Source organism: Halolamina rubra, from assembly GCF_000739555.1.
GTDB lineage: Archaea > Halobacteriota > Halobacteria > Halobacteriales > Haloferacaceae > Halolamina > Halolamina rubra.
The window spans coordinates 19,756-35,932 of the sequence record NZ_BBJN01000012.1 but is presented as its reverse complement, the minus strand read 5'-3'; the positions used below and the strand labels follow the sequence as shown (position 1 = coordinate 35,932).

Here is a 16,177-nt window from a genome sequence, read left to right as displayed (position 1 = left end):
CCAGTCCGGGGGCAACCGGCTCAGAGGTCGTGGATCTCGCGGAGTTCGTCGACCAGCGTCACGACCTCGTCGGCCGGCTCGTCGTCCTCGGGGATGGGGTCGCGGCCGTCGAACGTCTCGTGGACGACGGCGACGCTCTCGGAGAGCGTGTCGAGGCCGTAGCCACCCTCGAGGACGAACGCCAGCGCGGCGTCGAGCTCGTCGGACAGCTCCCGGACCGCGTCGGTGAACTGGGCGTACCCCTCGGTGGAGACGCGCATCCGCGAGATCGGGTCGTGTCGGTGGGCGTCGAACCCCGCGGAGACCAACAACAGATCGGGGTCGAACCGCTCGAAGGCGGGGGCGATCAGTTCCTCGAACGCGTGGCGGTACTCCGCGTCGCCACAGCCGGCCGAGAGCGGCACGTTGAGCGTCGTCCCCTCGCCCGCGCCCTCGCCCGTCTCCTCGATCGCGCCCGTGCCGGGGTAGAGCCCCTCCTCGTGGGTCGAAGCGTAGAACACGTCCGGGTCGTCGGCGCAGATCTCCTGGATCCCGTTGCCGTGGTGGACGTCCCAGTCCCAGATCGCGACGCGGTCGACCGAATCGTGGCCGTCGATCGCCGCCCGCGCGGCGACGGCGGCGTTGTTGAAGAAGCAGAACCCCATCGCCTCGTCGGACTCGGCGTGGTGGCCCGGGGGGCGGCCGATCGCGAAGGGGGTGTTACGGCCGTCGGCGCCGTCGACGGCCGCCTCGGCGGCCCAGATCGCCAGCCCCGCGGACTTGCGCGCCACGTCGTACGTGTCCTCGCCGGCGACGGTGTCGGGGTCCCACTCGCCGCCGCCGTCCTCGCAGAACTGCTCGACCTCCTCGACGTACTCGGCGTCGTGGGCGCGCTCCAGCGCCTCGCGGTCGGCGGCGGGGGCGTCGACGTACTCGACGCAGTGGCGGTCCTTCAGCGTCTCGCGGATCGCCCGCATGCGGTCGGGCGACTCGGGGTGTCGGGGGCCGGTGTCGTGGTCGAGACAGCGGTCCGAGTAGCCGAACTGCATTACTCGAACAGGGCGAAGTACGTCTCGATGTCCTCGGCCTGTACGGTTCGGCGGTCGGCGTGGCGGGCGAGCTTGGCGGCCGCGCGTGCGACGTTGTCGGCGTAGTCCTCGAGGATGTCCGCCAGCGCGATCCGGGCCTCCATCGACACCCGGTAGCGGTCGTCGATGCGCAGGCGGGCGATGCGGTCGACGGGCGCGACGGGGAGGTCGACGGCGTCGCGGTCGACGACCTGGCCGACGCCGAAGTCAGCGGCCATGAGGGTCTTCCGGCCGTCCTCCGTGGCCTCCTCCGCGGCTTCGACGGCGAGTTCGGCGCCGCGGTCCTGGATGCGCGCCGCCAGTTCCTCGGCCGCGTCGGCGCTGACGCGGAGTCCGTCCGCGTTGCGACGGATGATCGCGTCGACGGGGGCGAACGGCAGCTCGACGGTCATACCCACACGCCGGGCGTGGCGCGTAAAACGCTTCCCCTCCGCTCTCAGGGCGTCACAGGGAGTATGCGTCGGCGTCGACGTTGCGGGTGACGATGATATCGGCGCTCGCTCCGCTCGCGGGATGGCGCCGACAGCAACGTCCGGACGGAGTCCACGCGAGAGACTCGCTTCGCTCGTCTCTCTGGCTCAAATCTCCGCGACAGCCGTATCGACTCACGGACTTCTCGCTGTCGCTCGTTGTCGTAGTTCGTCGAAAACGTCCCGGCGGCGATTTGAACGCCGGTCCCTGGCTCCGCAAGCCAAGAGGATAGTCCACTACCCTACCGGGACTCGTTTCCACAAACGCCCGACCTGCATAAGTCGGTTCCGGTTCCCGAACGGCGTGGGGGGAAGGAACAAAGCACGTTTTGTCCATACCGCGACCTTATGCAACCAGCCGCCGTCCGTGGAGCTATGGAGCGCAGAACGTTGCTCACGGGCGCCGCCGGGGCGCTCGCGACGATCGCCGGCTGCGTCGGGTCGTCCCCGGAGACGCCCGACGACGGTCCAGCAGCGACGGACACGCCGACGGCGACGCCGGCGGCGCCGACGATCACCGCCCGGTCGCTCGAGCCGCGTGAGGAGTGCCCCGAGCCCGGGAGCGCCAGCATCGCCGCCGAGGGGAGCACCGTCACCGTCGAGGGCTGCATCGTCGGCAAGAACGGCTGCATGGTCGCGTCGCTCGCGTCGGCGACGTACGACGCCGAGGCGGACGAACTCGCGGTGCGCGTGGCGACCCGCGACGACACCGACGAGGACGAGATGTGCACCCAACAGCTCGTCGAGCGGGGGTACACCGTCACCGTGGAGTTCGACGGCGGCCTCCCGGGGACGACGACGGTCACCCACGACGGCGTCGACGGCGAGCAGCAGGTCGCCCAGCGGCAGACCGGCGAGTAGCCGGTCGTGGGTGACCGGAGGACTAACGGCGCCGCGGGCGAACGACCGGTATGGGCATTCTCGACTCGCTGAAGTCCGTCCTCGGCGTGCGCGCGGAGGCCGACGCCGCGAGCGCGGCCGACCCCGAGGCGCTGTTCGGCATGAGCACGGCCTACGTCACGATGGAGGCCGAACTCGGCTACCGCTCGGCCGGCGCGGCCGCGCTCTGTTTCTCCCGGGTCGACAGCACCGCGTTCGCCGACGCCGTCGACGAGGTCGAGACGATCCTCCGCGCGGGCGAGGCGGAGACGGGCACCGAGTTCCGCCGCCACGAGGACGACCACGGCTACCACTGGGTGATCCTCGTCGACGACGACCCGGAGGACCTGGTGACGAGCGTCCACTTCGCCGCCGACGAGTTCGTGGAGCAGGGGTTCGGCTCCCGGCTGCTTGCCGCCGTCTTCGGCTTCGAGAAGGCCGACAGCGACGCCGCCGAGAACGGCGGCAAACGCGGCGAGTGCGGCGCGAGCGCCACCCGCGCCAGCACCGATCGCGCCTACTGGATCTACTCCTTCCGCCGCGGCGCATACTACCCGTTCTGCCCCAGCGGCGACCACGACCGCAACACGAAAGCGGAGTTCAAGCTCCGTTCGGTGCTGGACGGCGAGCTCGACATCGAGGACGACGAATCCCACTGGTACCCGCTCTGGCCCGACTCGCCGGGCGGCCACCCCTGGGAGTGACGATGGCCGACGAGCCCGCAGTCTACGATCACTACCGCCTGACCGAGGGCGAGCCGCCGGCGCCGTCTTCCGGGTCGTCGGCGTCGGCGGCGGCGACGACGACCGCGTGACCCTCCTGCGTCTCACCGACGCCGCCGGGAACCGCGAGGCGACGGGCGACCTCCGGCACGTCGGCCGCGAGGAACTCGACCGCGCGTTCACGCCCGCGAGCGACCCCGCCCCGCGCTTCGAACTGCCCGACTACCTCGCGGGGCTGTCGCTGCTGGCCGGCGTCGCGCTCGCGGTCCACCCCGCCGGCGACCGCCTCGGCGGCGCGATACTGGCCGTCGGTGGGGCCTACCTGCTCTGGCGGCGCCACTGAGCCGCCCCTTCGACGGTCGCGTCGACGCCACGCCGTCGACGCCTCACCGTCGCCGCCGCGTCATCCGGTTTTAACGTTCGTGCGCGAGTGAGACGCAGCACCAGCACGGCCCCAGTTTCACTTTCACTCTACTGTTAACGAGGGTTTATCCCGGGTGGCGCACAACGGAGGAGTATGGCAGAAGACGACCTCGAAAGCCTGCCCGGCGTCGGCCCCGCAACCGCAGACAAGCTCACGGAGGCTGGGTTCGACAGCTACCAGAGCATCGCCGTCGCGAGCCCCGGCGAACTGTCCAACTCCGCGGACGTGGGCGACTCCACGGCCGCCGACGTGATCAACGCCGCCCGCGAGGCCGCCGACGTCGGCGGCTTCGAGACCGGCGCGAGCGTGCTCGAGCGCCGCGAGCGCATCGGGAAGCTCTCCTGGCAGATGGACGAGGTGGACGACCTCCTCGGCGGCGGGATGGAGACCCAGTCCATCACCGAGGTGTACGGCGAGTTCGGGACCGGGAAGTCCCAGGTCACCCACCAGATGTCCGTCAACGTCCAGCTCTCGCAGGAGAACGGCGGCCTCGACGGCGGCGCCATCTTCATCGACACGGAGGACACGTTCCGCCCCGAGCGGATCGACGACATGATCCGGGGGCTCGACGACGAGATCATCGCCGAGGAGCTCGAACGCCGCGAGATCGAGGGCGAGCCCGGCGACGAGGAGGCGATGGAGCAGCTGCTCGAGTCGTTCCTCGACAACATCCACGTCGCGAAGGCGTTCAACGCCAACCACCAGATGCTGCTGGCCGAGAAGGCCCTCGAGCTCGCGAAGGAGCACGAGGACACCGACTGGCCGATCCGACTGCTCTGTGTCGACTCGCTGACCGCGCACTTCCGCGCGGAGTACGTCGGCCGCGGCGAGCTCGCCGAGCGCCAGCAGAAGCTCAACAAACACCTCCACGAGCTCGACAAGGTCGGCAACCTCCACAACGTCGCCGTCCTCGTCACGAACCAGGTCGCCTCCAATCCCGACTCCTACTTCGGCGACCCGACCCAGCCCATCGGCGGGAACATCCTGGGCCACAAGTCCACGTTCCGCATCTACCTCCGCAAGTCGAAGGGCGACAAGCGGATCGTCCGGCTCGTCGACGCGCCCAACCTCGCCGACGGCGAGGCGGTGATGCGCGTCCAGGACGGCGGCCTGAAGCCCGAGTAAGGCGTCGGTTCGGTTCCCCCGGTTTCCCCGATTCCCCCACCTATCCCCTCATTCCCGCCGTTCCCCACTCACTCCTCGGCACGATCCGCGAGCGCGTCGACGTCCTCGGGCGTCGCGTCGCGGTCGTCGGGCAACTGCTCGATACAGTCGAAACAGAGGAAGAACTCCGAGCCGTCGGCGAGCTCCAGATCCATCCCCTCCGTCGACCCGCCCTCGAACGTCCAGAAGTCGCCGATCCCCCCGCCGATCCGGGTCCGCCGGTCGCAGCCGTCACAGCGCTGAGTGGCCATCGACGGCGCTTCGGGCCCGAGTCGGTTAGGCGCTCCGGCGGGGGCCCGACGATCGGCGGCGCCGCCGCTGGACGGGTGAGCTGCCGGAGGAAGGAGATCGCGGATCAGTCCTCTTTGATCTCTTCGAACTGGTCGAGCAGTGCCTCCGCCGAATCGCCGGAGTCGTAGCTGACGCTGCCGCTGAACTCCTCGGGCGCCTCCTCGAACTCGGCGTCCGCCTGCGAGGTCAGTCGTTCGCGTCGTTCGTGTTCGCCTTCGTCATAGGCACCGAATGACATGGTAACTAGTCACTTTGTGGTTGCCTTGCATATACGTATCGGTTAGTTTCAGCCCGGAACCACGTAGGTACCAGACGCGACGGCCGCGCTAGTTAGCCCGAGGGCCCCGGCGTGGCTCGAAAACTGTAAACCCCCGCCCCGCCGAGGGAACGTGTGGCAAAGCCGCTTCGGTTCCGATACGCCCCCGGGTCCTGGTCCGAGGCGCGCGTTCGTAACGAGCTGTTGCAGCCGCTGCAGGCCAACATCGGGGCGGAGATGCGCGATCCGTGGTACCAGTCGCCGGCTGGCTTCGACGCCGTCCGGTTCGAGATGGCCAACGGCGACGTGGCGCTGTTCTGCTGGGACGACGAGGCCGGCTACTGGCTGGGCAACACCGAGACGCCGTCGGCGCTCTGGCGCACCGACAAACACGGGTTCGCGGAGGTGTCCTACCCGATCCGGCGCTGGGCCGAGCGCGAGCTGCTCGCCCAGTTGAACGAGGAGTCCCCCTGGCTGGAGGCGTACCCGCACGTCTCGTGGTTCTTCCTCCCTGTGTTCCTCTCGAAGGACGGCCGACACACCACCCGGGAGTTCTTCCGCGATCACGCCGCCGGGTTCCCCGACGCCGACCGGGACGACGTGCTCGCGTTCTACGAGGAGTTGCTCTCGACAGGCGCGCTCGACCCCTACCGCGAGACGATGGCCGGCAAGCTCGGCACCTCCGAGACGCTCGACCTCACCCGGATGACGGCGACGATGGGCGAGTTCAACGCCGCCTACCTCCTCCTCGAGGCGGGCTACGACGTGACCCCCGAGGCGGCGGTGACGACGGGCCACTCCATCGACTACCGCGCCAGCCACGACGGCGACGAGGAAGCGTCGCTGGTCGAGGTGACCCGACCCCTGCCGCCGAAACACCGCTCGGCGGGCTCGCCGATCACCGCGATCCGGGAGACCGCGGAGACGAAATCCTCGGGCCAGCTGGAGGAGCACGGCGGCGGCGTCACGCTGTTCGTCGACTGCTCCTCGTTCCCCGACGACGACTGGCTGGCGATCGCCGGCGAGCAGCCGGAGGTCCGCCACCGGCCGGCGGTCGTGTTCCGCCTCCGGCCCTCCGGCCACGTCGAGGCTTACCGGAAAGGCGGGCTCCCGCTGGATCTGGGCGACGCCGTCGAGTGGATCGACGACTGATCGGCATCGCAAGCGGTTTCTCCCGGCGCCGACACGTTCCGGCAATGAGCGTCGTCGCCGACCTCCACACGCACACCACCGTCTCCGACGGGACGTTCTCGCTGGACGCGCTGGTCGAGACCGCCCGCGAGGAAGGGCTCGACGCCGTCGCCGTCACCGACCACGACCGCTACCACCCCGAGCTCTCGGTCCCCGTCGAGCGCCGCGGCGACCTGCTCGTCGTCCGCGGGATCGAACTCCGCGTCGAGACGCCCGAGGAGCGCGTCGACCTGCTGGGCTACGGGCTCGAGCCCACCGACGCCCTGACCGCGGAGGTCGAGCGCCTCCAGCAGGACCGCATCGACCGCGGGCGCCGGATCGTCGAGAACGTCGAGGCCGAACTGGGCGTCGATCTGGGGATCGAACCCCACGCCGGCCTCGGCCGCCCCCACATCGCCCGCGCAGTCGTCGAGAGCGACGCCGACTACGACGCCGTCGGCGCCGTCTTCGACGACCTGATCGGCGACGACGGCCCCTGCTACGTCGCCCGCGAGGTGCCCGACTTCGAGACCGGACGGGAGCTGCTCGCGGACGCCTGCGCGTTCGTCGGGCTCGCCCACCCGCTTCGGTACGACGACCCCGCGGCCGCGCTGGAGCTGGCCGCGGATCTCGACGCCGTCGAGCGCTACTACCCCTACGACCGGCCAGTCTCCCCGGACGACGCCGACGCGCTCGACCCGCGACCCGTCGAGGCCGCGATCGCCGACCACGAGCTGCTGGCGACCGGCGGCACCGACGCCCACGAGGAGGAGTTAGCCGTCGACGGCCTCCCGGCGGCCGCGTGGGAGCGCGTTCGCGAGCGCCTGCCCGAACCGGTCGAACTCGCCTGACACGACGGTCGAAGCGGCTGCTTGCCAGCGGGGAGAGAAACTGATTTACCCGCGACTCCGGTATCGCCGGGGCGTGAACGAGGGGATCGTCGCCGAGATGCCGGCGTGGCTCCAGTCGCTGCTGCACTCCGATTGGGCGCTGGTCGTCCTCTTCGGCGTGTTCGTGCTCGAGGGCGCGATGCTGATGTACTTCGTCCCGAGCGAGCTCATCGTCCCCGGGTCGCTCGCGCTGCTGGGCCACAGCCCGGATACGCTGCTGCCCGTGCTCGGCGTCGCCGTCCTCGGCGCGACGGTGGGCCAGTTCGCGCTGTTTCTCGTCGCCCAGCGCGGCGGCCGTGAGTACCTGCTGCAGAAGCGGTGGTTCCGCGTGAGCGAGGACGCGCTCGCCCGGTTCGACGGCTGGTTCGACCGCTGGGGCGCGCCCGCCGTCGCCGGCAGCAACGCGATGCTGTTCACTCGCGGGATGTTGACGGTGCCGGCGGGACTGGCGAAGATGGACGCGAAACGGTTCGTCGCGCTGTCGGCCGTCGGGACGCTGGTGTTCGAGTCGGCGCTCGCCGGGCTGTACGTGTTCGGCGTCGACGTGCTCTGGTAGTTACTCCGCGCGGTCGATCTCGGTCCGCTCGCGCAGCGCTTGCAGTCGCTCGTCGTCGGCCAGCTCCTCGACGCGCTCCTGGAAGTGCTGCTCACAGAGGCCGACTTTGACGCCGTCCGTCTCCGCGGCGTAGACGGCGTCGTCCTCGCAGTAGTGGCACTTCATACACGAATGTACGCGCCCCACTCGGTTAAGAACGCGGGTAGCGGCCGGGCGGAGCGACGCGGTTTTGCCGCCGGAGATGCTGGTGCCGACATGAACCACGCCCCACGTCCAGGCCGCGACGACGCCCGGCGCCCCCGTCGCCTGCGGGCCGACGGCGTCCGCTCGCTCGTCGCCGAGACCGACCTCTCCGCGTCGGACCTGATCGCCCCCGTGTTCGTCGACGCCACGACCGACGAGCGGGTCCCGATCGACTCGATGCCCGGCCACGAGCGCGTCCCCGTCGACGACGCCGTCGCCCGCGTCGAGGAGGTGCTCGCGACGGGCGTCGAGGCGGTGATGGTGTTCGGCATCCCCGAGTTCAAGGACGACCGCGGCACCCGCGCCTACGCCGAGACCGGCGTCGTCCAGCGCGCCGTCCGGCAGATCACCGAGGAGACCGACGCGTACGTGATCACCGACGTGTGTCTCTGTGAGTACACCGAGCACGGCCACTGCGGCATCGTCGAACCCGGCGCCGCCGAGGACCCCCACCTCACCGTCGAGAACGACGAGAGCGTCGACCTGCTCGCGGAGATCGCGGTCTCCCACGCCGAGGCGGGCGCGGACATGGTCGCGCCCTCGGCCAGCCTCGACGGGATGGTCGGCGCCATCCGCGAGGGGCTGGACGAAGCGGGCTTTTCGAACCTGCCGATCATGTCCTACGCCGCGAAGTACGAGTCGGCGTTCTACGGCCCGTTCCGGGACGCCGCCGACGGCGCGCCCGCCTTCGGCGACCGCCGACACTACCAGATGGACCCCGCCAACGCCCGGGAGGCGCGCCGCGAGGTCGAACTCGACGTGCAGGAGGGCGCCGACGTGCTGATGGTCAAGCCCGCGCTCCCGTACCTCGACGTGGTCGCGCAGGTGCGCGAGGACCACGACCACCCCGTCGCGGCGTACAACGTCTCCGGCGAGTACGCGATGCTGCACGCGGCCGCGGAGAAGGGCTGGCTCGACCTCGACGCCGTGGCTCACGAGTCGCTGCTGTCGATCAAGCGCGCCGGCGCGGACCTGATCCTCACGTACTTCGCCGAGGACGTGGCCGAGTCGCTCTGAGCGCGGGTCGTTTTCGAGGTGGTTTGGCGCCTCGCTTCGGTCGGAGTTTTCGAGGTCGCGGCTCACGGCTCACTTCGTTCGCCGTTCGCTCTCGAGGTGGTTTGCCTCCTCCCTTCGGTCGGAGTTTTCCCACCTCGCTTCCGACGGAAACGGTTTTGCATCGGCGGCCTGACTCCCACCCATGGATCCGTTCGACCTCGTGCTCGTCGCCGTCGACGGGAGTGAAGAGTCCACTCGCGCCGTCGAGTACGCCGTGACGGTCGCCGACGCCTACGACGCCGCGGTCCACGTCGCCTACGTGCTCGGCGAGGACGTCGCGGAGAACTACGAGGACGAGGGGTACGCCGAGACCGCAGCCGAGATCGCCGACGAGCGCGGCGTCGAGATCGACACTAGCACGGTCTCGGGGTTCTCGAAGAGCCGCCTCTCCCAACACCCCGGCAGCGTCGTCCTCGACACCGCCGAGGAGCGCGGCGCCGACTTCATCGTCCTCCCGCGGGAGCCACAGACCGGCACGCGAGCGGCGGTACTGGAGAAGACGGCGGAGTACGTGCTCTGCTACGCGAGTCAGCCCGTGCTCTCGGTCTGATCGTCGAGCCGGATCGCCATCTCCAGCTCGAAGCTCTCGGCGTCGGTCGTCTCGAACCCGATCTTCTCGTACAGCCCCACCGCGGCGCGGTTCCAGCGTTCGACCGTGAGCCACACCTGCGAGATCCCCTGGTCGGCGCCGTAGCCCAGCGTCGTCTCGATGAGCGCCGTCCCGATGCCGGCGCCCTGGTGTGACTGCAGCACGAAGATCGCGAGCTCGTACGGCGACTCCGTCCCGTTCTCGGGGACGAGCGTCACGTGGCCGACCACGTCGTCACCGTCCCACGCGAACACGTTGAAGCAGTCCTCGGAGAGGATGCGGTCGAGCCAGCCCCGGAGCTTCGACGGGCGGCTCGGCGGGATCCCCTGTGCGCGGTCGGCGGGGTCGAACGCCTCGTACATCGCCTGCAGCGCCTCGCGGTCGGCGTCGCTCCCGTCGTACACCCGGAGCTCGATCGTCCGGCCCTCGGCGTCCTCGACGGTCCGGGGCGGCGACGGGAACCCGCCAGCCTGGTCGTCGGGGTAGCGCTCTGGTCCGGTCATGCTCACCGAACCAGCTTGACGCTCGTGTGGGCGTTCAACAGGACGAACTCCGCGATACTCCCCACGTTGATCTTCCCCATCGGCTGGTCTGGCCGCCGCCCAGCGCGATCTCGTCGTACCCCTCGCGCTCGGCGATGTCGACCAGCTCGCTCCCGGGGTCGCCCTCGACCTGCCGGATCTCGGCGTCGACGCCGGCGGCGTCGAGCTCCTCGCGCGTCCGCTCGGCGATCTCCTCGCGCGAGCGGGGCGACCGCGGGTTCTCGACGATCGCGACGGTGAGCTCGTCGCCAACCTCGGCCGTCCGGGCGACTACCCGTTCCAGCGCCCGTATGGAGTCGTCGCTTCCGCCGATCCCGAGCAGCACCTTCATGAGCGGGCGCAGGACCGCTCTGTTCATAAACCCCGCGGGCCGGCGCCGGTGAACAACCCTATGTCCGTGGGTGTGTCAGGTGGGTGCATGAGCGACGATCCGACGCCGACGGGGGAGGAGACCGACCGCGAGGCTGTGGGCGAGGGGGCGCCCAGCGACGACGGGGTCGACCGCCCGGACGCCCCGAGCGACGACGGGGGAGACGACGAGGTGGCAGGCGACGACGCGGGAAGCGATGAGGCGGTAGGCGACGACGGGGCGATCGACGGCGAGTTCGACCGCGCCGACGCCGCCGATAACGGCGCGGGCGACGTGGAGCAGGGCCCCGAATCGGACCCCCTCGCCGACGTGCCCGAGGACGTGCAGGCGTACGAGCGCTTCACCAAGATGGACCGCGCGGACTACGACCGCGTCAACGAGTTCCTCCGCGAGCGCACCTACATCACCGCCCGCGAGTGGGCGATCGCGCGGCTCTGTGCGGACTTCCGGACCGAGACCGGCGTCGAGATGACCAAGATCGGCGAGAACCTGCCGCGGCTGGTGCCGTTCATGACCGACACGTACAGCCCGCAGGCGGTGAATCAGGCCCGCGCCTCCTTCGAGGAGAAGGTCACGAAGGCGGGGGCGACGTTCCTCTACGGCGCGATGTCGGGGTTCTACACCGCCGAGGAGCTCGACGACACGATGTACGAGGTGACCGAGATCGCGAAGTTCCTGCTGGAGGTCGAGGGCGTCGACCTCTCCGTCGAGGAGGAACTGGAGGCCGAAGACGAGATCTCGCAGGTGATGCGCGAGGTGCGGGAGGCCTCCGCCCAGGTGCGCGGTGAGGAGGTGAAGTGCCCAGAGTGCGGGCACGTCCACGAGACGGAGTAACCACCGGACGGACGACTCGTCGCTACCCCTCGAACCCGTCTTCCCACCGGAACGTCCCGTTGCGCTGGACGACCTCGCCGTCGATCTCCAGCCGCGAGTCCTCGCTCATGTCGGTGATCATGTCGACGTGGACCGCCGAGTCGTTGGCCTCGTCCTCGCTGCCCTCGGGGAAGTTCGACTCGTAGGCCCGCCCGAGCGCGAGGTGGACCGTGTCGCCCATCTTCTCGTCGAACAGGATGCTGTCGGTGAACCGGTCGATCCCCCGGTTCATCCCGATGCCGAGTTCGCCCAGCCGCTTCGCGCCGTCGTCGGTGTCGAGCACCTCCGCGATGGCGTCCTCGTTCTGCTCGGCGGAGAAGTCGACGACCTCGCCGTCCTCGAAGGTGAGGTGGACGTTCCGGACGCGCTGGCTGTTGATCGTCATCGGCACGTCGAAGAACACCTCACCCTCGGTGGCGTGGGGGGCGGTGAACACCTCGCCGGAGGGGAGGTTGTGGGAGTCGTAGACGACGCTCGCGGCGGAGTTGACCGCCGTCCGCCCCTCGATCGACATCGTGAGGTCGGTGGCTTCCTTCACGATGCGCACCTCGCTCCCCTCGTCGAGCAGCTCCTTCATCGTCGCCATCTCGTCGGCCAGTTCCTCCCAGTCCCGGAGGACGGCGTCGTAGACGAACTCCTGGTACGCCTCGTAGCTCATGCCCGCCTGCTGGGCCAGCGCGCGGGTCGGGTGGACCGTCGACACCCAGTCGGTGTCCATCCGCGCCTCGCGGATCCCCTCCCGTGATCGCTTCTTCGCCTGGCGCTTGGCGGCGGGTACGTCGGCGCTCGCGGTCGTGTTGCGCCCGCCGCCGAGGCGGAGCATCGCGTCGGCGTGCTCGTACAGCGCGCGCTCGAACTCGGGGTTCTCGTCGAACTCGCCGCTGTGGGCCAGCGTGTGGGCGCGGTCGACCTCGTCGGCGTCGTACAGCGTCACCACGTTGGCGTCGCGCTCGCCCAACTCCTCGGCGACGGCGACGGCCAGGTCGTGGGCGCCCTCCGAGACGGAGAGCACCACGTCGTCGCCCGCCTCGATCCGGGCGCTCCAGTCGACAAGCGTCCTCGCGTGCTCGCGGATACGTTCGTCCATGCACGGGGCGTGGGGTGGCCCGGCAAAATACCCGCGGGATACCCGCCGGAACCGCCTCGTCCGGCACCGGCCCCCCAACCGGCCTCACCTCAGGGGAAGATTCAGGCCGCGACCGGCCGAACGCCGGCCATGGCTCGAACCGTCCTCGTCGGCGGCACCGTCGTGCCCGTCGACGCCAATCGCCGCGTACTGGACCCCGGCGCCGTCGCCGTCGACGGCGACACAGTCGTCGCCGTCGGCCCGCGCGAGCAGGTGCTCGCGGACCACCCCGACGCCGAACGCATCGACCTTGCCGACCACGTCCTCCTCCCCGGACTCGTCGACAGCCACGGCCACGCCGGCCACAGTCTGACGAAGGATCTCGTCGACGGCGCCGGCAACGACTGGCTCGACCTCGTGAAGGAGATCTACTTCGAGGGGTCGGGCACCGAGTTCTGGCGGGCCGAGAGTCGACTCGCCGCGCTCGAACGCCTCCGGGCGGGCGTCACCACCTCGCTGTCGTACGTCGGCTCGATGCCCCGCGTCGACGACCCGAAGTTCGCCGCCGCGGCGACGACGGGCTACCGCGAGTTCGGCCTGCGCCACGTCGTCGCCGTGGGACCCCCGGACGGCCTCCCGGTCCACGCGACGGATCCGGACACCGGGACGGAGACGACCATCGACCTCGACCGCGCGATGGCGACGACCGAAGCGGTCGTCGACGAGCTCGACGGCGCCGAGAACGGCCGGCTCTCGGTCGCGGTCGCCCCCTCCTCGCTCGTGCCCGAGACGGACGACGACGGGCAGGCGACCGCGGCGAGCGTCGAGCAGATACGCGCGGTGCTGGAGCTCGCGACGGCGGAAGACCTCCCGATCCACGCCCACGCCTACGAGGGGGAAGTGGCCGCGGCCGCCGACGCCGAGCCCGAGATCCTGACCGACCGCCTGTCGCTCGCGCACTGCGCGGGGATCAGCAGCGAGGAAGTGGCGCTCATGGCCGAGCACGGCGTCGCGGCCTCGACCGGCCCGCTCACCCACGCCTACGCGTGGGACCGCTTCCCCGTCGTCGTGGCGATGGAGCAGGGCGTCACGGTCGCCGTCTCCACCGACGGCAGCGCGCCGGACCGCTCGTTCGACCTGCTCTCGCAGGGGCGCATCGCGGCACAGCTCCAGCGGGCGCACCACGGCGACACGAGCCTGCTCCCGGCCGGGCGCGTGCTGGAGTCGATGACCGTCGACGCCGCCGCGGCGCTCGGGCTGGCCGACGAGGTGGGCTCGCTCGCGCCGGGCAAGCGCGCCGACGTGATCGCCGTCGACCGCCGGTCCGCGAAGCTCGGCCCCCACCTCGATGCGGGGCTCACCGTCCCCAGGCTGGTTCACTACGCCGACGGGGGCGACGTGTCGTTCGTGATGGTCGACGGCGACGTGCGACTGCGTAACGGCGCGGTCGTCGCCCCCGAGGCGCCGCCGATCGAGACCGTGCTCGAAGACGCCGCGGCGGCCGCCGAAACGGCGATCGACCGCGTCGGCGCCGCGGACGCGCTGGAGCCACATCCGGACCTCTGGGGCGCGGTCCGGTACGGCGAGTGACCCCGGGGCCACGGAACCGCAACGGCTACCCGTACTTCGCTCACACTCACGGCCATGCAACTGGGCGTCATCGGACTCGGCCGGATGGGACAGATCGTCGTCGACCGGTGTCTCGACGCGGGCCACGACGTGGTCGCGTTCGACCTGAGCGCGGAGGCGACCGCCGAGGCGGCCGAAGCCGGCGCGACCCCCGCCGACAGCGTCGCTGACCTCTGTGACCGACTCGGTTCCGAGAAGCGCCTCTGGCTGATGGTGCCGGCGGGCGACCCCGTCGACGCCACGCTCGACGACCTCGAACCCCACCTCGACGCGGACGACGTGGTCGTCGACGGCGGCAACTCCCACTTCGAGGAGTCCGTCCGCCGGGCCGAGCAGACTGACGCCGCCTACCTCGACTGCGGCACCTCCGGCGGCCCGGCCGGCGCCCACCTCGGCTTCTCGCTGATGGTCGGCGGGCCCGAGTGGGCCTACGAGGCGATGGTCCCCGTCTTCGACGCCGTCGCGACCGGGCACGAGGGGCACGACCGCATGGGCCCCGCCGGCTCGGGCCACTACGTGAAGATGGTCCACAACGGCGTCGAGTACGCGCTGATGCAGGCGTACGGCGAGGGGTTCGAACTGCTCGCGAACGGGCGCTACGACCTCGACCTCGAGTCGGTCGCCAACACGTGGAACAACGGTGCCGTCATCCGCTCGTGGCTGCTCGAACTCTGCGAGGAGGCGTTCCGCGAGGAGGGGAACGACCTCGGCGACGTGGCCGACCACGTGGCCGGCGGCTCGACGGGGACGTGGACGGTGCAGGAGGCGCTGGAGCAGGAAGTGCCCGTGCCGCTGATCTACCAGGCGCTCGCCGAGCGGTTCGGCTCCCGGGCGCCTGAGGACGGGCGGTTCGCCCGCCGGCTCGCGAACCGCCTGCGCTACGGGTTCGGCCGCCACGAGATCGAACGGCAGTAGCTCGCCGATCAGCCGCCGTCCGGCGTCGCCGTCTCGTTGCCGCTGGGGGTCATCGTCTCGTTACCCATCGTCGTCTCAGTCTCGTTGCCGGCGGGCGTCGCCGTCTCGTTACCCATCGGCGTCTCGGTCCCGTCGCCGTCGGCCGGCGTCGCCGTCTCGTTCCCGTCCGCCGGCGGCTCCGTCCCCGGCTCGCCGTCGTCGGTCTCCTCCTCGACGATGAACTGACTCACGGCGTCCATCACCTCGGACTGCGAGCTGGCGGCGTCGAACGCGTCCGGGAACGGCGAGGCGCCCGTCAGCCAGTTCAGCACGGCCGCGTGGCGCGCCTCGACGCTGTGGATCGACAGCGCGACGCTCAGCAGGTCGGGGCTCTCGACGAACGGCGCGGCGCCCGCGTAGGCGGCGACGCCCGTGTTCTCGATGACCGTCGCCAGCGAGAGGAACTCGCCGACCGTCTCGAACTCGAAGTTGTACTCCGCGGGCGCCGCTGGCTCGCCGCCGAGCAGTTCGACGGCCTGCCCGAGGACGGAGACGTGCTGTGTCTCGTGTTCGGCCATCGTCCCGACGAAGCCGTACACCGTCTCCCGGGTGGCTTCGTCGAACGCCGACAGGGCGTCGGCCTCCAGGAACGCCTCCTCGTCGAAGGTCTCGAACCCGGCCGCGTACAGTGCACGCTCGAGATGTTCGAGCGAGAGTGCGTAGTTCAGCACGTCCACGTCGGTGCCGTCCACGTCGTCGAACGCCGCTTCCGGCGCCTCGGTCGGGACGTGTTCGTCCGCGAGCGCGACGCCCGCGCCGCCGCCGAGCGCCAGCAGCGCGCCGCCGGCCAGCGCGGACCGCGTGAGGAAGCCGCGTCTGGACGCGCTCGATTCGTCCGTCGCCGTCGTCTGTGGGTCGTTGGTGTCGGTCATGGTGTCGCCGATGATCGGCGGGCTATGCATGCGAGGCCGCAGAATTAGTTATGTACGAGCAACGAAACGTAGGGTCGGCCCAGTTCGAGTAGGA

The 16,177-nt window shown here is 70.5% G+C and carries 19 protein-coding genes, 1 tRNA gene and 2 pseudogenes; 12 read left to right on the top strand and 10 right to left on the bottom strand.

The features are described from left to right. Positions 1 to 20: 20 nt before the first annotated feature. The 3 genes from ACP95_RS03645 to ACP95_RS03635 all read right to left on the bottom strand — a co-directional run bounded on the left by ACP95_RS03645 (position 21) and on the right by ACP95_RS03635 (position 1,789). On the bottom strand, positions 21 to 1,028 hold the full coding sequence (locus ACP95_RS03645; protein WP_049979903.1) for a histone deacetylase family protein: 1,008 nt from the start codon (positions 1,026 to 1,028) through the stop codon (positions 21 to 23). Further along, complete coding sequence (locus ACP95_RS03640; RefSeq protein ID WP_049979902.1) at positions 1,028 to 1,459, bottom strand: histone; 432 nt, start codon at positions 1,457 to 1,459, stop codon at positions 1,028 to 1,030. Before ACP95_RS03640 ends, ACP95_RS03645 begins: the two co-directional genes overlap by 1 nt. A gap of 257 nt (positions 1,460 to 1,716) precedes the next feature. Further along, positions 1,717 to 1,789, bottom strand: a tRNA-Arg gene (locus ACP95_RS03635). Positions 1,790 to 1,912: 123 nt separating this feature from the next. Here ACP95_RS03635 and ACP95_RS03630 point away from each other — a divergent pair. The 4 genes from ACP95_RS03630 to radA all read left to right on the top strand — a co-directional run bounded on the left by ACP95_RS03630 (position 1,913) and on the right by radA (position 4,687). Further along, entirely contained in the window at positions 1,913 to 2,398 is a 486-nt protein-coding gene (locus tag ACP95_RS03630; protein WP_049979901.1) for a hypothetical protein, read from the top strand. 50 nt (positions 2,399 to 2,448) lie between these two features. After that, entirely contained in the window at positions 2,449 to 3,120 is a 672-nt protein-coding gene (gene pspAB / locus ACP95_RS03625; RefSeq protein ID WP_049979900.1) for a PspA-associated protein PspAB, read from the top strand. A gap of 106 nt (positions 3,121 to 3,226) precedes the next feature. Next, the gene (locus ACP95_RS03620; protein ID WP_049979899.1) at positions 3,227 to 3,481 is read left to right on the top strand and encodes a hypothetical protein; all 255 of its coding nucleotides are present in this window, start codon (positions 3,227 to 3,229) and stop codon (positions 3,479 to 3,481) included. 174 nt (positions 3,482 to 3,655) lie between these two features. Beyond that, positions 3,656 to 4,687 carry a DNA repair and recombination protein RadA gene (radA, locus tag ACP95_RS03615; RefSeq protein ID WP_049979898.1) on the top strand — a complete coding sequence of 344 codons (1,032 nt, stop codon included), beginning with the start codon at positions 3,656 to 3,658 and terminating at the stop codon, positions 4,685 to 4,687. A gap of 68 nt (positions 4,688 to 4,755) precedes the next feature. Here the strand turns inward: radA and ACP95_RS03610 are convergent, their stop codons facing one another. Further along, positions 4,756 to 4,977 (bottom strand): DUF7561 family protein, encoded by a 222-nt coding sequence (locus tag ACP95_RS03610; protein ID WP_049979897.1) that lies wholly within the window; start codon positions 4,975 to 4,977, stop codon positions 4,756 to 4,758. A gap of 104 nt (positions 4,978 to 5,081) precedes the next feature. Further along, positions 5,082 to 5,255 (bottom strand): DUF5786 family protein, encoded by a 174-nt coding sequence (locus ACP95_RS16005; RefSeq protein ID WP_202593766.1) that lies wholly within the window; start codon positions 5,253 to 5,255, stop codon positions 5,082 to 5,084. Positions 5,256 to 5,408: 153 nt separating this feature from the next. Between ACP95_RS16005 and ACP95_RS03605 the strand changes: the two genes are divergently transcribed. The 3 genes from ACP95_RS03605 (at position 5,409) to ACP95_RS03595 (ending at position 7,889) form a co-directional block, all read left to right on the top strand. After that, complete coding sequence (locus tag ACP95_RS03605; RefSeq protein WP_049979896.1) at positions 5,409 to 6,425, top strand: DUF5784 family protein; 1,017 nt, start codon at positions 5,409 to 5,411, stop codon at positions 6,423 to 6,425. Between the two features lie 44 nt (positions 6,426 to 6,469). Then, a complete protein-coding gene (locus tag ACP95_RS03600) occupies positions 6,470 to 7,294 on the top strand; it encodes a PHP domain-containing protein (RefSeq protein WP_049979895.1) in 825 nt (274 codons plus the stop codon). Positions 7,295 to 7,391: 97 nt separating this feature from the next. Beyond that, positions 7,392 to 7,889, top strand: a complete 498-nt coding sequence (locus ACP95_RS03595) for a DedA family protein (RefSeq protein WP_049979965.1) — start codon at positions 7,392 to 7,394, stop codon at positions 7,887 to 7,889. Here the strand turns inward: ACP95_RS03595 and ACP95_RS16000 are convergent, their stop codons facing one another. After that, complete coding sequence (locus ACP95_RS16000; RefSeq protein ID WP_202593765.1) at positions 7,890 to 8,054, bottom strand: DUF6757 family protein; 165 nt, start codon at positions 8,052 to 8,054, stop codon at positions 7,890 to 7,892. 90 nt (positions 8,055 to 8,144) lie between these two features. Between ACP95_RS16000 and hemB the strand changes: the two genes are divergently transcribed. Both hemB and ACP95_RS03585 read left to right on the top strand, forming a co-directional pair. Beyond that, complete coding sequence (hemB, locus tag ACP95_RS03590) at positions 8,145 to 9,149, top strand: porphobilinogen synthase (RefSeq protein WP_049979894.1); 1,005 nt, start codon at positions 8,145 to 8,147, stop codon at positions 9,147 to 9,149. 181 nt (positions 9,150 to 9,330) lie between these two features. Beyond that, a complete protein-coding gene (locus ACP95_RS03585; protein ID WP_049979893.1) occupies positions 9,331 to 9,738 on the top strand; it encodes a universal stress protein in 408 nt (135 codons plus the stop codon). On the opposite strand, the gene ACP95_RS03580 is transcribed toward ACP95_RS03585, so the two are convergent. Both ACP95_RS03580 and ACP95_RS03575 read right to left on the bottom strand, forming a co-directional pair. Beyond that, entirely contained in the window at positions 9,717 to 10,280 is a 564-nt protein-coding gene (locus ACP95_RS03580) for a GNAT family N-acetyltransferase (protein ID WP_049979892.1), read from the bottom strand. The genes ACP95_RS03585 and ACP95_RS03580 overlap by 22 nt on opposite strands. 2 nt (positions 10,281 to 10,282) lie before the next feature. Further along, positions 10,283 to 10,650: pseudogene (locus tag ACP95_RS03575) on the bottom strand (universal stress protein). An 87-nt stretch (positions 10,651 to 10,737) separates the two neighbouring features. On the opposite strand from ACP95_RS03575, the gene ACP95_RS03570 reads away from it, so the two are divergent. After that, entirely contained in the window at positions 10,738 to 11,523 is a 786-nt protein-coding gene (locus ACP95_RS03570) for a DUF5806 family protein (protein WP_082224550.1), read from the top strand. Between the two features lie 22 nt (positions 11,524 to 11,545). On the opposite strand, the gene ACP95_RS03565 is transcribed toward ACP95_RS03570, so the two are convergent. Further along, positions 11,546 to 12,649 carry an aminopeptidase gene (locus ACP95_RS03565; RefSeq protein ID WP_049979891.1) on the bottom strand — a complete coding sequence of 368 codons (1,104 nt, stop codon included), beginning with the start codon at positions 12,647 to 12,649 and terminating at the stop codon, positions 11,546 to 11,548. 129 nt (positions 12,650 to 12,778) lie between these two features. Here ACP95_RS03565 and ACP95_RS03560 point away from each other — a divergent pair, with 129 nt between their 5' ends. Both ACP95_RS03560 and gnd read left to right on the top strand, forming a co-directional pair. Then, positions 12,779 to 14,218, top strand: a complete 1,440-nt coding sequence (locus tag ACP95_RS03560; RefSeq protein WP_049979890.1) for an amidohydrolase family protein — start codon at positions 12,779 to 12,781, stop codon at positions 14,216 to 14,218. Between the two features lie 39 nt (positions 14,219 to 14,257). Beyond that, a pseudogene (gene gnd / locus ACP95_RS03555) lies at positions 14,258 to 15,172 on the top strand (phosphogluconate dehydrogenase (NAD(+)-dependent, decarboxylating)); the annotation flags it as partial. Positions 15,173 to 15,180: 8 nt separating this feature from the next. Here the strand turns inward: gnd and ACP95_RS03550 are convergent. Then, complete coding sequence (locus tag ACP95_RS03550) at positions 15,181 to 16,113, bottom strand: ferritin-like domain-containing protein (protein ID WP_237560393.1); 933 nt, start codon at positions 16,111 to 16,113, stop codon at positions 15,181 to 15,183. Positions 16,114 to 16,177: the final 64 nt, after the last annotated feature.